The sequence below is a fragment of the Arthrobacter sp. Bz4 genome, from assembly GCF_003075455.1.
Taxonomy (GTDB): Bacteria; Actinomycetota; Actinomycetes; order Actinomycetales; family Micrococcaceae; genus Arthrobacter_D.
Genome location: NZ_QDAE01000012.1, coordinates 1 through 13,111, shown reverse-complemented (window position 1 = coordinate 13,111; position 13,111 = coordinate 1). Strand labels below are relative to the sequence as shown.

12 protein-coding genes and 2 pseudogenes are annotated in these 13,111 nt (G+C 66.2%); 8 read left to right on the top strand and 6 right to left on the bottom strand.

The window, feature by feature from the left end:
• Window positions 1-36 precede the first annotated feature (36 nt).
• Window positions 37-972: a PhzF family phenazine biosynthesis isomerase gene (locus tag DDA93_RS10295; RefSeq protein WP_165802615.1), complete on the bottom strand. Its 936-nt coding sequence runs from the start codon at window positions 970-972 to the stop codon at window positions 37-39.
• Window positions 973-1,233: 261 nt separating this feature from the next.
• Here DDA93_RS10295 and DDA93_RS17120 point away from each other — a divergent pair.
• The 6 genes and pseudogenes from DDA93_RS17120 to DDA93_RS10275 all read left to right on the top strand — a co-directional run.
• Window positions 1,234-1,347: pseudogene (locus tag DDA93_RS17120) on the top strand (ATP-binding cassette domain-containing protein); the annotation flags it as partial.
• 287 nt (window positions 1,348-1,634) lie between these two features.
• Window positions 1,635-1,703 (top strand): annotated as a pseudogene (locus tag DDA93_RS16795) (hypothetical protein); the annotation flags it as partial.
• A gap of 129 nt (window positions 1,704-1,832) precedes the next feature.
• Complete coding sequence (locus DDA93_RS16790) at window positions 1,833-2,831, top strand: ATP-binding cassette domain-containing protein (protein WP_243400591.1); 999 nt, start codon at window positions 1,833-1,835, stop codon at window positions 2,829-2,831.
• Window positions 2,832-2,975: 144 nt separating this feature from the next.
• Window positions 2,976-4,184: an acetyl-CoA C-acyltransferase gene (locus tag DDA93_RS10285; protein ID WP_116778720.1), complete on the top strand. Its 1,209-nt coding sequence runs from the start codon at window positions 2,976-2,978 to the stop codon at window positions 4,182-4,184.
• Window positions 4,184-4,927 carry an enoyl-CoA hydratase/isomerase family protein gene (locus DDA93_RS10280; protein WP_116778719.1) on the top strand — a complete coding sequence of 248 codons (744 nt, stop codon included), beginning with the start codon at window positions 4,184-4,186 and terminating at the stop codon, window positions 4,925-4,927. Before DDA93_RS10285 ends, DDA93_RS10280 begins: the two co-directional genes overlap by 1 nt.
• Window positions 4,924-5,799 carry a 3-hydroxyacyl-CoA dehydrogenase family protein gene (locus DDA93_RS10275; protein WP_116778718.1) on the top strand — a complete coding sequence of 292 codons (876 nt, stop codon included), beginning with the start codon at window positions 4,924-4,926 and terminating at the stop codon, window positions 5,797-5,799. Before DDA93_RS10280 ends, DDA93_RS10275 begins: the two co-directional genes overlap by 4 nt.
• 43 nt (window positions 5,800-5,842) lie before the next feature.
• Here DDA93_RS10275 and DDA93_RS10270 read toward each other — a convergent pair whose 3' ends face one another.
• A complete protein-coding gene (locus DDA93_RS10270) occupies window positions 5,843-6,718 on the bottom strand; it encodes an SGNH/GDSL hydrolase family protein (protein WP_133185488.1) in 876 nt (291 codons plus the stop codon).
• Window positions 6,719-6,808: 90 nt separating this feature from the next.
• Here DDA93_RS10270 and DDA93_RS10265 point away from each other — a divergent pair, with 90 nt between their 5' ends.
• Window positions 6,809-7,570, top strand: coding sequence for a tyrosine-protein phosphatase (locus DDA93_RS10265; protein ID WP_133185486.1), 762 nt, complete (start codon window positions 6,809-6,811; stop codon window positions 7,568-7,570).
• On the opposite strand, the gene DDA93_RS10260 is transcribed toward DDA93_RS10265, so the two are convergent.
• Window positions 7,567-7,917, bottom strand: a complete 351-nt coding sequence (locus DDA93_RS10260; RefSeq protein ID WP_083850861.1) for a hotdog fold thioesterase — start codon at window positions 7,915-7,917, stop codon at window positions 7,567-7,569. The two genes, DDA93_RS10265 and DDA93_RS10260, sit on opposite strands and share 4 nt — an antisense overlap.
• Before the next feature lie 176 nt (window positions 7,918-8,093).
• Between DDA93_RS10260 and paaZ the strand changes: the two genes are divergently transcribed.
• A complete protein-coding gene (paaZ, locus tag DDA93_RS10255) occupies window positions 8,094-10,178 on the top strand; it encodes a phenylacetic acid degradation bifunctional protein PaaZ (RefSeq protein WP_116778715.1) in 2,085 nt (694 codons plus the stop codon).
• Between the two features lie 95 nt (window positions 10,179-10,273).
• On the opposite strand, the gene DDA93_RS10250 is transcribed toward paaZ, so the two are convergent.
• From DDA93_RS10250 to paaI, 3 genes are read right to left on the bottom strand one after another with little or no spacing between them, the layout of a single operon-like run.
• Complete coding sequence (locus DDA93_RS10250; protein WP_019482382.1) at window positions 10,274-10,879, bottom strand: TetR/AcrR family transcriptional regulator; 606 nt, start codon at window positions 10,877-10,879, stop codon at window positions 10,274-10,276.
• On the bottom strand, window positions 10,879-12,216 hold the full coding sequence (paaK, locus tag DDA93_RS10245) for a phenylacetate--CoA ligase PaaK (RefSeq protein WP_116778714.1): 1,338 nt from the start codon (window positions 12,214-12,216) through the stop codon (window positions 10,879-10,881). The genes DDA93_RS10250 and paaK overlap by 1 nt, the downstream gene beginning before the upstream one ends.
• Window positions 12,213-12,692: a hydroxyphenylacetyl-CoA thioesterase PaaI gene (gene paaI, locus DDA93_RS10240; protein ID WP_116778713.1), complete on the bottom strand. Its 480-nt coding sequence runs from the start codon at window positions 12,690-12,692 to the stop codon at window positions 12,213-12,215. The genes paaK and paaI overlap by 4 nt, the downstream gene beginning before the upstream one ends.
• Window positions 12,693-13,111: the final 419 nt, after the last annotated feature.

Sequence of the window (13,111 nt, the reverse complement as noted above, 5' to 3'; positions counted from 1 at the left end):
TAGGGACGGACGGGGGCGGGCACTACCTCATCGCGGTCAGTAGCTGTCCGTGTGAGGCTCTGCTTTGGCGGTTGTTTCGGCGGTTCTCCAGTTTCTCGACGCTGAGGCGACACCCGGGACGCCCTGGGTGATGACCGCGGCGTAGCCGCTGATCAGAGCAGTCGCTTCGAGCACCGTGACCTCGAGCGTGCTGGGCCGACCCATCTCGATCCCTTGACGGATCGTGAAGCTCGCGCCCGCAGCTATCCGACCCTGAGCCCTCAGGTACCCGGCGAACGCTGCGGCCGCGGCACCGGTAGCGGGGTCTTCAACCACCCCGCCCCAGGGGAATGGATTCCGCGCCTGCCAGAGGCCGGGACCGGCGGGAGCTATCAGGGTTACCGTGATCCACGTATGCGTCCGACAGAGTTCCTGCAACGCAGCGAAGTGGTAGTCCAGAGTGCCAAGCGTTTCGGCATCCCTGACGACGACGACCGGATGGAGATTGCCACCAAATCCGATCCCGGGAAGATAATCGGGATGGAGCACCTCCCCTGTCCACCGCAGGCTGCTCAGGAGCAGCTCAAGATCGGTGGCAGCCAGCGGTGAGCAGCTGATCGGCGGGCTCTCCAAAGAGCCCTGAAAGCCTCGACGGTCGCGTGAAGCCCTGACGTTCACCGGTCCCACCTTGGTATGCAGCGTATAGGCGCCCAGTCCCGCGTCTTCCCCCAGTGCCACCGCCGTCGCGATTGTCGCGTGACCGCAGAAGTCCACTTCGCCCACCGGCGCAAAGTAGCGGATCGGAATCGGGGAACCGGCGGTGATGGGTCCGGTGAGGAAGGCCGTTTCGCTGTAGCCGACGTCGGAAGCTATAGATTGCATTTGATCGTCAGAAAGATCCGCGGCCTCCATCACCACCCCGGCCGGGTTACCTCCCGCGGCTGAGGTGCTGAAGGCTGAGTAGCGTCGGACGGCAGGCGATGCGGATATCACTGATGGGGGGTGCTTCGATTGGTGGTCACACCCACATTTTGTCGAAAATCCACCGTCAGCGCGACAGGGCAGCCGGGGGTGTGCCCCGGTGAGGTTGACGGCTTGCCCACACCGGGGCACGCTGGAGCCATGAGGAAGTAGCCTTGCACCTGCCTGTTCGGCCGGCGCCAACCGCCCGCTTCGAACCCGCGCGCCGCGACGCCTGCGCACTTTCCGATATCGCGAGGAACTCCTTTGACCGAACATATCCAACTTTCCGACGTGTCCCACGGCTATGGGGACCGCCTGCTGCTTGACCACGTCGACCTGACCGTCGGCCGTGGTGAACGGGTGGCAGTGGTCGGGGAGAACGGCGCCGGCAAGTCCACGCTGATGCGCCTGGTGGCCGGGCTCGAAACCCCCGATGGCGGACACATCTCAGTGCACGGAGCGGTCGGTCACCTGCCGCAGACACTTGACCATGCGCCGTCCGACACCGTCCAAACCGTGATTGACGCGGCCCTGAGCGGAATCCGGGCCCTCGAGGCGGAGCTGAGGAGGCGTGAAGCCTCCCTGGAATCGGCTGATCCAGACGAGCTGGAACACTACGGGGCACTCCAATCCGAATATGACCTGCATGAGGCTACGCCGTCGACTCGCGGGTTGACGCAGCCCTCAGCCAGCTGGGGCTGGGCGGCCTGGAACGGGGCCGCACCCTTGACACGCTCTCCGGCGGAGAACAGGAGCGCCTTGCGCTGGCTTGCCTGCTCGCCGACCCGGCCGCCATCCTCCTGCTGGACGAACCCACCAACCATCTTGACGACGACGCCGTCAGCTGGCTGGAACGGGAGCTCGCCGCCCACCGGGGCGCGGTCGTCGCCGTGTCCCACGACCGATCGTTCCTGCGCACCTTCGCGACGACCATCATTGAAGTGGACGGCGACCGCAGGGAACTCCGGCGGTATGGCGATGGATACGAGGGATACCTCCGGGCCAAGGTTGCTGAACGCAATCGGTGGGAACAGGAATACCAGCAATGGCTGGACGCCAAGGAAGCCGAACGAATGAAAGCCGCAGCGGTGGAGGGGCGGATGGGTTACGGGCGTCGACGCGACGGCGACAAGATGGGCTACGACTTCAAACAGGGCACCGTGCAGGAAGCCATCACCAGCCAGAAGCGAAACGCGCAGGAGCGGCTGCGGCGGCTGGAGGAGCGGCCGGTGGATCGACCGCCTCAGCCTTTGGCGCTGTCCGCCCAGTTCGGCGGGCAGTCACTGGCTGGGCCGGTGATCACTCTTGAGGGCGTCGCGGTCGGTGATCGTCTGGCAGTGGGTTCGCTGACGGTAGGAGCGGGGGAGAACCTCCTGGTTACCGGTCCCAACGGAGCGGGTAAAACGACTCTGCTTGACGTCGTGGCCGGGCTCTGCCCGGTGCAGGAGGGCACAGTGGTCCAGCGGGGCAGGCTCGGATACCTTCCGCAGGAGCTGCCCCCGCACCCCCGCCCGTCGATGCGGCTCCTGCCGGCCTTCGCCTCGGGTCTGCAAGGCGACCTGGACGAACACGCCGACCGCCTCCTCAACCTTGGCCTGTTCCGCAGCGCCGACTTCCTGGTTCCCGTCGGGACCCTTTCCGCGGGCCAATACCGCAGGCTTGCACTGGCTCGCCTGCTGGTGGGGCGCTACGACGTCATCCTGTTCGACGAACCCACGAATCACCTCGCCCCGGTGTTGGTGGGGGAGCTCGAAGAGGCTCTGGCCGGGTACGACGGCACCCTCGTCGTCGTCAGCCACGACCGCGAACTCCGGCGGTGGTTCACCGGTCTCCCCGGCGCGAAGGAGTTGCGGCTTGAGGCCGGCCGGGTCGCGGGTCCGCCGGAATAGTTGCGGCACCGCACACAAGCGGTGGGGCAACGCCAGCTTTGCGGGGGAGCCACTTTTCCGGACACATCTGTAATATAGAACGAACGGTCAGTAATTAGGCTGATCGTGTGACTTACACAATCGTTGATGATTCTGGAGGCAGGCATGGCCGAGGCATTTCTGGTCGGCGGGGTACGCACCCCGGTGGGACGCTACGGCGGAGCGCTTTCCGGGGTCAGGCCCGATGACCTCGCAGCGCTCGCGATCCGCGAGGCGGTGGCCCGCGCAGGTATCGATCCCGGGGAAATCGACGAAGTGATCTTCGGCAACGCCAACGGCGCCGGCGAGGAGAACCGCAACGTCGCACGCATGGCCTCGCTGCTCGCCGGACTCCCGGATACCGTTCCCGGAATCACCGTCAACCGGCTCTGCGCCTCAGGGTTGTCAGCCATCATTATGGCCTCCCACATGATCAAGTCCGGCGCCGCCGACATTGTGGTCGCCGGCGGCGTGGAATCCATGAGCCGTGCGCCCTGGGTGATGGAGAAGCCGGCCAAGGCGTTCGCCAAGCCGGGGGACGTGTTCGACACCTCGATCGGCTGGCGGTTCACCAACCCGTTGTTCGCGGCACAGGACAAGACCACCTACTCCATGCCGGAAACCGCAGAGGAGGTCGCCTCGGTGGACGGCATCACCCGCGACGACGCCGACGCCTTCGCCCTGCGGTCCCACCAGCGGGCACTCGCCGCGATTGAGGCGGGCCGCTTCCGCGACGAGATTGTGCCGGTGCAGACCCGCCACGGCAAGCGCGAGGTCACCGTCGACACCGACGAAGGACCCCGCGCCGAGACCACCCTCGACGTGCTCGCCGGACTTCGCCCGGTCGTCAAGAAGGACGGGGTGGTCACCGCAGGCAACTCCAGTTCACTGAACGACGGTGCCTCCGCCGTCGTCGTCGCCTCCGAAGCGGCAGTGAACCGGCTGGGCCTCGCCGCCCGCGCCCGCATCCTTGACGGTGCATCGGCGGGCGTCCCGCCGGCCATCATGGGCATCGGCCCGGTTCCGGCCACACAAAAGGTACTCCAGCGCACCGGGCTGAGCATCAGCGATCTGACCTCCGTCGAACTCAACGAGGCCTTCGCCACCCAGTCCATCGCCTGCATCCGCCGGCTCGGACTCGATGAGGAACTGGTGAACCGCGACGGCGGTGCTATCGCTCTCGGCCACCCCCTCGGATCGTCGGGGTCCCGGCTCGCGATCACGCTGCTCGGCCGCCTGGAACGCGAGGCACGCGGTGAGGGCCGGGCGATCGGGCTGGCCACCATGTGCGTCGGTGTGGGGCAGGGCACCGCCATGCTGCTGGAGCGCGTCTGATGGACCAGTTCACCACGCTGCGGGTCACTGACGACGGCGACCGCCTCACCGTCCAACTGCACCGCCCCGAGGTCCGTAACGCCATCGACCAGACGATGGTCGATGAACTGCATGCTGTGTGTGAGGCGCTGGAGAAGCGGCCGCGGATCCTCATCCTCACTGGAAGTAACGGCGTGTTTGCCTCAGGCGCCGACATCGCCCAGCTGCGGGAGCGACGCCGGGACGATGCGCTCGCCGGGATCAACTCCACCCTCTTTGCCCGCATTGCCCGGCTCCCCCTGCCGGTCATCGCCGCGTTGGACGGGTATGCCCTCGGCGGAGGCGCCGAGTTGGCCTACGCCGCTGACTTCAGGATCGGCACGCCCAGCCTGAAGCTCGGTAACCCTGAAACCGGCCTCGGGATTCTGGCTGCCGCGGGCGCCACCTGGCGGCTCCGGGAACTGGTCGGCGAACCACTGGCGAAGGAAATCCTCCTCGCCGGGCGGATCCTGGGCGCCGATGAGGCCCTCGCTGCCAGGCTGATCACCGAAATCCACGAACCCGAGGCCCTCCTCGCGGGCGCCAATGCGCTCGCCGACCGGATTGCACGGCAGGACCCACTGGCCGTCCGCATCACCAAATCCGTGTTCCACGCTCCGCCCGAGGCCCACCCGGTCATTGACCAGTTAGCCCAGGGAATCCTGTTTGAATCCGAGGCGAAGTTCGACCGGATGCAGGCATTCCTCGACAGGAAGAAAAAATGACTACAGCAATCCCCAGCGCAGCCCACATCCCCGACATCGTTGGCGTCCTGGGTGGCGGCCGGATGGGCGCGGGTATCGCCCACGCCTTCTGCACAGCGGGTGCCACCGTTGTCGTCGTCGAGCGCGACGACGACGCCGCCGAGGCGGCACGGCAGCGGGTCCTCGACGGACTCGGCAAAAGCGTGCAGCGCGGGACCACATCGGAGGATCTCCAGACACTCTCGGCACGGGTTTCCGTGTCGGTTGACTACGCGGCGTTCGAAACCTGCGGGCTGGTGGTGGAAGCGGTCCCCGAGGACGCCGAGCTGAAGGCAGCCGCCCTCACAGCGGTCGAGGAACGGTTGACGTCCAACGCATGGCTGGCGACCAACACGTCGTCCCTATCGGTGAGCTCACTGGCCGGGAAGCTCCAACGGCCGGAGCGGTTCTGCGGGCTGCACTTCTTCAACCCGGTGCCCGCCTCAACGCTGATCGAGGTGGTCCTGGCCCAGCAGACCTCCGACGAGCTCGCCGACGCAGCGCGCGGCTGGGTGGAACTGCTCGGGAAAACCCCGGTGGTCGTCAAGGATGCGCCCGGCTTCGCCAGTTCCCGGTTGGGCGTCGCAATCGCCCTCGAGGCGATGCGGATGGTCGAGGAGGGTGTCGCCTCGGCCGAAGACATCGACACCGCCATGGTGCTGGGCTACAAACACCCGGTAGGTCCGTTGCGTACCACCGACCTGGTGGGCCTGGATGTCCGGCTCGGCATCGCTGAATATCTCGAATCAACCCTGGGGGAACGCTTCGCGCCGCCGCAGCTACTGCGGGACAAGGTGGCCCGCGGCGAGCTCGGCCGGAAGTCAGGTAAAGGGTTCTTCGACTGGACCGAGTGAGCCGGAAACGGTCGAAGAACACCCCTCCGCCGGTGCCCCGGCGCTACCGCCACAGAGTATTCAGGTTCACTGCGCTGCGGATCGCCTTGAAATAACCGGACTCGTATCCCTTGGCATTCGGGTGCAGGTCGTCGATGGCGGTGAACCCGGTATACGTGATCCACGGATCCCGGGTGCCAATACCGTGGCCTGTGAACCTCTTCACCACGTCCACATACTGCAGTCCGTTGGCTTCGGCGGTGTGCTTGATGACCGCGTTGAGCGCATCGGTACCGTCGTTGAACAACTGCTGCGCCTCGGTACTGAGCAGTACCTCCGATCCGGACTTTGGCGAGAACAGGTGCGGGTACCCGGTGACCACAATTGTGGCGTTCGGCGCGGCAGTGCGCAGCTCCCCGTACAGGTCATCGAGTGCCGCGGCCAGGCTGGTCTGCGCCTGGATCGTGCGGCCGTCGATTACCATTTGGCAGATCTCGAGTACCTGCGTGGCACACGCCCCCACTACGCCCCCAAAATCCAGGTCGTTGCCGCCCGCCGACACCGTGACGAGGTCCGTCTCAGCACCGATCAGCCCGTTGAAAACGAGTCCTGCCAGCTGCTCAGGGACGTCGGGTACCGCATCGGTGGGGTTTGTTGCGGCCTTCGCCCCGGAACAGGTGGCGTTGTAGGTCAACTCGATTTTGCGTTGCTCGTCGAGGAGCGCCGGCAGCCCCAGCGGTGACTGCCCGCACACATTGGCGTAGAAGCCCGCGCCGAACCCGGCAGCGTAGGAATCGCCCAGGGCCACATAGTCGGCCGGGACCGGGGGGCCCTGGGTATGAGCGGCGGCGGGACCCGCGATCGTGCTGGCCAACAGGCCGACCGATAGCGCCGCCGCAGCGGCAGAACGTCCGAACAGGGAGTGACGGGGAGTTTTCATGGCTGAAAGATACACCTGCAGTAGCTTTCTGGAAACAGGCCAGGAAAGAAGCCTGCACCCGGACTGGCCACAAATTGTTAGAGTGTGGTCATGACCTCCCAGCCGGGCCACACCGCTGATCCTGCCGCGGCCGAAGCCCGTGCCGTCCGGTGGGACGGCGCCGTCAACGCTCGGGATCTCGGCGGTCTCGGCGGGGTGATCCTACCCGGCCGCATGTACCGGATGGGGCGGCACGAATGGCTTTCCTCAACTGGCTGGCGACAGGCGTACGACGACGGCGTCCGCACCGTGGTCGACCTGCGCAACCCCGGCGAGTTCGGACGGCGCCCCGGTGACCCGGCTGTCGCTGCTGACACTCTGACCCGCTTCACCATCGTGAACCGTCCCACCGAGGACCAGTCCGACGCCGACTTCATGGAACTGGTTGGGCCGTACCTGAGCTCCCCGGAGCACTACCGGGAGAACCTGCGGCGCTGGCCTGAGAAGATCGCCGCCGTGGTGCAGACAGTGATCGATGCACCCGACGGCGGCGTGATCATCCACTGCTCAGCTGGCCGGGACCGCACCGGCATGGTGACAGCCGTCATGCTGTCGGCGGCGGGCGTATCCGCCGATGAGATCGTGCAGGACTATGCCCTGGGAGTCCGCGGAATCAACCAGTTCTTCGCGACGCAGGAGACGCCGAAGGAGCCGCCGGCGTCCAAAGACGAACTGCAGAAGCGGCTGGACCGTTCGGCAGCGCACCTGCATCAGCTGCTCTCCCAACTCGACGCGGCCCAGTACCTCCTGGACGCCGGCCTGACCCCGTCGGCAGTGGCGGCGTTGAGGAACCGGTTGACCTCGGGTGCCTAGCGGCGGTCGATGATCAGATTGGTGATCCGCAGGCTGCACAGCCGCGCGCCGTCGTCGTTGGTCAGCACCACCTCGTGGGTGGTGAGGGTGCCGCCCAGGTGGATGGGGGTCGCTGTGATGGTGACCAATCCTTCGCGGGCGGACTTGTGATGGGTGGCCGACACGTCGACGCCGACGGCGGTCTTTCCCATGGTGCTGGCGTGGATGACTGCCGCCCAGGACCCCACAGCCTCGCCGACGGCGAGCGACGCGCCGCCGTGCAAAAGCCCGAAGGACTGCCGGTTGCCTGCCACCGGCATAGTGGCGACCACCCGCTCAACCGACTGCTCGAGGATTTTCACGCCCATCTTCTCGTCGAGTTCGCCGAGCTGGATCTGCCAGGTCTGGTGAGTCACCGAAGGGCTCCTTTGAGGGATGTGGAAAGGCCAGTTAATGTACGCTGGACATATTACCGAACGTCCGTTCAGTTATCCTCCTCACGGAGGGCGGGCGCCGCTACCCACAGGTGAAAGGCAAGTCGACGATGACTTCAACAGCCGTACGCGTGCAGACAGTTCCCAGCTTCATCGAGGATGCCTGGTGGACGCCAGACGCTACCTCCCTGACAGAACGCAACAGCGCCGAAGTCCGGGACGCGAGCACCGGTGAGACGCTGGCGGTGGTCAGCACCGAGGGACTCGACGTCGCCCGGGTAGTCGACTATGCCCGGACCACCGGGCAGCAGACCCTCGGCAAGTTCACCTTCCACCAGCGCGCACTGATGCTCAAGGCGCTGGCTCAGTTCCTCAACGACCAGCGCACCTCGCTGTATGAACTGTCGGCCCGGACCGGTGCGACGAAAATCGATTCCATGGTCGACATCGACGGCGGAATCGGGGTGCTCTTCACCTTCGGATCGAAGGGCCGCCGCGAGCTGCCCAACTCCAACGTCGTGGTGGATGGGCCGCCGGAAACCCTCTCGAAGGACGGCACCTTCCTCGGCGAACACATTTACACGCGCATCCCGGGCGCGGCCGTGCAAATCAACGCCTTCAACTTCCCAGTCTGGGGCATGCTCGAGAAGCTGGCTCCGGCCTTCCTGGCCGGCGTTCCCACCATCGTCAAACCGGCGACACCAACCGGGTACCTGACCGCCGCCGTCGTGAAATTCATCATCGAGTCCAACATCCTCCCGCAGGGCGCGCTGCAGCTGATTTCCGGATCCGCCCGGGACCTGCTCGACTACCTGGACTACCGGGATCTGGTCTCGTTCACGGGGTCGGCGTCGACCGCCAACAAGCTGAAGTCCCACGACAACGTGGTGCACGGCGGCGTCCGCTTCACCTCCGAAACCGATTCGCTCAACGCGGCCATCCTGGGCGAGGACGCCGTCCCGGGCACCCCCGAGTTTGACGCCTTCATTAAATCCCTCGTCACCGAGATTACGGTCAAGGCCGGGCAGAAGTGCACGAGCATCCGCCGCACCATCGTGCCCAAGACCCTGGTGAACGACGTCGTCGCCGCCGCCCGGGACCGCATCGAACAGCGCATCGTGCTCGGCGACCCGCGTGCCGAGGGCGTCACGATGGGCGCCCTGGCCTCCCTGGACCAGCTCAGGGATGTCCGCTCCGCCGTCGAAACCATGATCGCCGCGGGCGGGGAGCTCGCCTACGGCACGCTCGACGCGCCCCGTGTCACCCGGGCCGACGGCACCGTGGACACCGCCGTCGAGGGCGCCTTCATGTCCCCGGTACTGCTGACCTGGGAGAACGCCGAAGCCATCGAGCTGCACACGGTTGAAGCGTTCGGCCCGGTCGCTTCGGTCATCGGGTACGACGACGCCGCGCACGCCGTGCGGCTCGCCGCCCTGGGCGCCGGATCACTCGTGGCGACGGTTTGCACCAACGACCCCAACGTGGCCCGGGAGCTGGTTCTTGGCATCGCCGCCCACCACGGGCGCGTGCTGATGCTCAACCGGGAAGACGCCCGCAGCTCCACCGGGCACGGCTCGCCCGTGCCGCACCTGGTCCACGGCGGTCCGGGCCGCGCCGGCGGTGGCGAGGAACTCGGCGGCATCCGCTCGGTGCTGCACCACATGCAGCGCACGGCCATCCAGGGCTCCCCGAACATGCTCACCGCGGTCACCGGGGTCTGGCATACCGGTGCTGAGCGCCGTTTTGACGGCACCCACCCGTTCCGGAAGGATCTTGCCGCCCTGCAGATTGGCGACGCCATCCGCTCGGACCTGCGGCAGGTAACCCTTGAGGACATCACCGCGTTCGCCAACACCACCGGGGACACCTTCTACGCGCACACCAACGAGGAAGCCGCAGCCGCGAACCCGTTCTTCCCGGGCATCGTGGCACACGGCTACCTGCTGTTGTCCTGGGGTGCGGGGCTGTTCGTCGATCCCGCTCCGGGGCCGGTCCTCGCGAACTACGGGCTGGAGAACCTGCGGTTCATCACCCCGGTCGCTGCCGGGGACTCCATCCGGGTCACCCTGACGGCCAAGCGGATTACCCCGCGCGAGGACGAAGAATACGGGGAAGTGGCCTGGGACGCTGTGCTGCACAACCAGGACGACGAGATCGTCGCGACCTACGACGTCCTGACCCTCGTCGAGAAGTAGGCCGAGCCGAGCCCTCCGCCGAGCGGTCAGCTCCGGTGGGTGCGGAGTGCCCTCCCGCCGTAGCAGGCGGGAGGGCTGTTGCGGGGGTGTGCGGGCTAGGAGCGGTGGAGTCCGTCGAAGACCATGGTGATGACGTCGTCGGCCAGCTTCTCGGGCGACACTGCACCGCCGGGTTTGTACCACTCGACAATCGAGTTGATCGTGCCGAACAGCAGGCGGGTGGTGGTGCGCGGGTCGATGTCGGACCGCAGGGAACCTTCGGTCCGTGCCGCGTCGACCAGCGCCGCCACCTGCCGGTCAAAGGCACGACGGCGCTCCAGGGCGCCCCGCTCCACCTCCGTGTTCCCGCGCAGCCGCAGCAGCAGGGTGACGAAGGGGAGCCGCTCGATCAGGACGGCGATGGTGCCCCGCAGCACGAACTCCAGCCGGGCATCGGCCTTGCCCGAGGTCGCTGCGGGATCGGTCAGCACCGCCTCCAGCCCGCCCAGCGCATGATCCAGCGCCAGACGCAGCAGGTCCCCTTTGGAGGGGACGTGATGGTAAATGGCTGACTTGCTGATCCCCAGGTTTTCGGCGAGGACGCCCATCGACGTGGCTTCGTATCCGTGCCGGTTGAACACGTCGACGGCGATGGTGAGGACAGCCTGCTGGTCATAGCCGGGCCGGCCGCGCCGGTTGGCCGCCGGGGGAGCGGTTGGCATCAGGCGCCGGCCTTGGGCCGCAGGTCGTAGATCCGCCGGAGTTTGCCGCTGGACCGGGCGAGCGAACCGGGCTCGGCGATGGTGACGGCGCAGCTGGAGCCGATGTGAATCTTGATCTGTTCGCTGAGGGTGCTGGCAGCGGTTTCGGCGTCGTGCGCCGAGACTCCCTCACGCGGCTCGATCTTGACGGTCATCGCATCCATCCGCTGGCCTTCAGGCCGCGTGATTTCCAACTGGAAGTGCGGACTGAGCGCTGGGATGCGCAGTGCGATTTCCTCGATCTGGGTGGGGAAAAGGTTGACCCCGCGGAGGATGATCATGTCGTCGCTGCGTCCGGTGATGCGGCCCATCCGGCGCATCCCGGGCCGTGCGGTGCCGGGCAGCAGCCGGGTCAGGTCGTGGGTGCGGTACCTGATGATGGGCAGGGCCTCCTTGGTGAGGGAGGTGAAGACCAGCTCGCCGTGTTCGCCGTCGTTGAGCACGTTGTCGGTGAACGGGTCGATGATCTCGGGGCGGAAATGGTCTTCCCAGATGTGGGAGCCGTCCTTGCTCTCGACACATTCGCCTGCCACGCCCGGGCCCATCACCTCGGACAGGCCGTAGATGTCGCAGGCGTCGAACCCCATCCGGTTCTCCAGTTCGTGGCGCATCTCCTCGGTCCAGGGCTCAGCGCCGAGCACAGCCGTTTTCAGCGAGGTGCTCGCGGGGTCGATGCCCGCGGCTGCCATGGCGTCGAGGATGGTGAGTAGGTAGGTGGGGGTGGCGAGGATGGCGTCGGGCTCGAAGTCCTTGATGAGCTGGACCTGGCGTTCGGTCTGCCCACCCGAAATGGGGATGACGGTGCAGCCGAGTTTTTCGGCACCGAAGTGGGCGCCGAGGCCGCCGGTGAAGAGCCCGTAACCGTAGGCGTTGTGCACCTTGTCGCCCTTCTTGACCCCTGATGCCCGCAGGGACCGCGCCACGAGGGTGGCCCAGCGGTCCAGGTCGCCAGCAGTGTAGCCGACCACTGTGGGCCGCCCTGTGGTGCCCGACGACGCGTGGATGCGTGCCACCTGGGGCTGCGGGACGGCGAACATGCCGAACGGGTAGGTGCGCCGCAGGTCCTCCTTGGTGGTGTACGGGAAGAGCGACAAATCGCTGAGTTCTTTAAGATCCGTCGGGTGAACCCCTGCCGCATCGAACTTGTCCTTGTACAACTGGACCCTGTCGTAGGCATACTGCACCGTGTGCTGGAGCCTGGTCAGCTGCAGGGCTTCGATCTGGTCCCTCGACATCAGTTCCTCGGCGTCGAGGGTTGAGGGATCGGCGGCTGAGGCCTTGAGTGCCGTGCTGGTCATGGGAGGCTCTTTTCTGTGGTGGTGACAGCGGCGCTGCTGGGCTTGGCGAGCTGGGGATTGGGGATGGTCCGGGAACGGCCGCGGAACTCGGCAATCGCCCGGGTACCGTTCTCGTTTTCCGCGGAGACGGAAATGTCGTAAAGGCCGCTACGCCCGGCTGAGGCGCGCCGGTTAGCGGTGGCGGTCAGCAGATCCCCGGGATGGGCCGAGGCCAGGAAGGTGACGTCCGCGCCCGAGGCGACGGTAATGGTGTCCGTTTCACCGATGGGGTTGCAGGCCAGGGCGAAGGCCGAGTCGGCGAGGGCAAAGACCATCCCGCCGTGGGCGATGCCAAACCCGTTGAGCATGTCGGGGCGAAGGCGCATGGTGATGATCGCGTGGCCATCGGCCAGGTCGACGACGTCGATGCCTAACCAGCGGGAGGCATGATCCTGCTCGAGGATAGGATGCGTGTGTCGGGCACCGGTGTCCGCCATTGGAGCCTCACTGTTTTGACCGGACAAGCTGACCGGTCTGGTTATTAGTGACCGAATGGTCATTAGGTAATTCACTTAGGTAATACCGGCAGGCGGCGCGGTGTCAAGCGATGGTCCAGCGCCAAAGACCTTCCCCTAGCCCTTTATGGGCCACCTCGGAGATAACGATTGCATTACGGCCGTTCGTGCCGTGGGCCCCTGACTAGGCGCGATGGTGACGGGGCGGTCGTATGTCAAGTGCGTGGAAGCGCTCCCACTTGACATGAGACGCAGGTCACTCAAGGATGATTCCAGGGCGTGAGAGCGCTCCCATGACGATTCAGGTCATCACCCGACAAAGGAGTCACCCCGTGCACAATCGAGCAAGATTCACCGCGCTATCAGCCAGCGCAGTTTGCCTAGCCCTCGCCGTCTCAGCC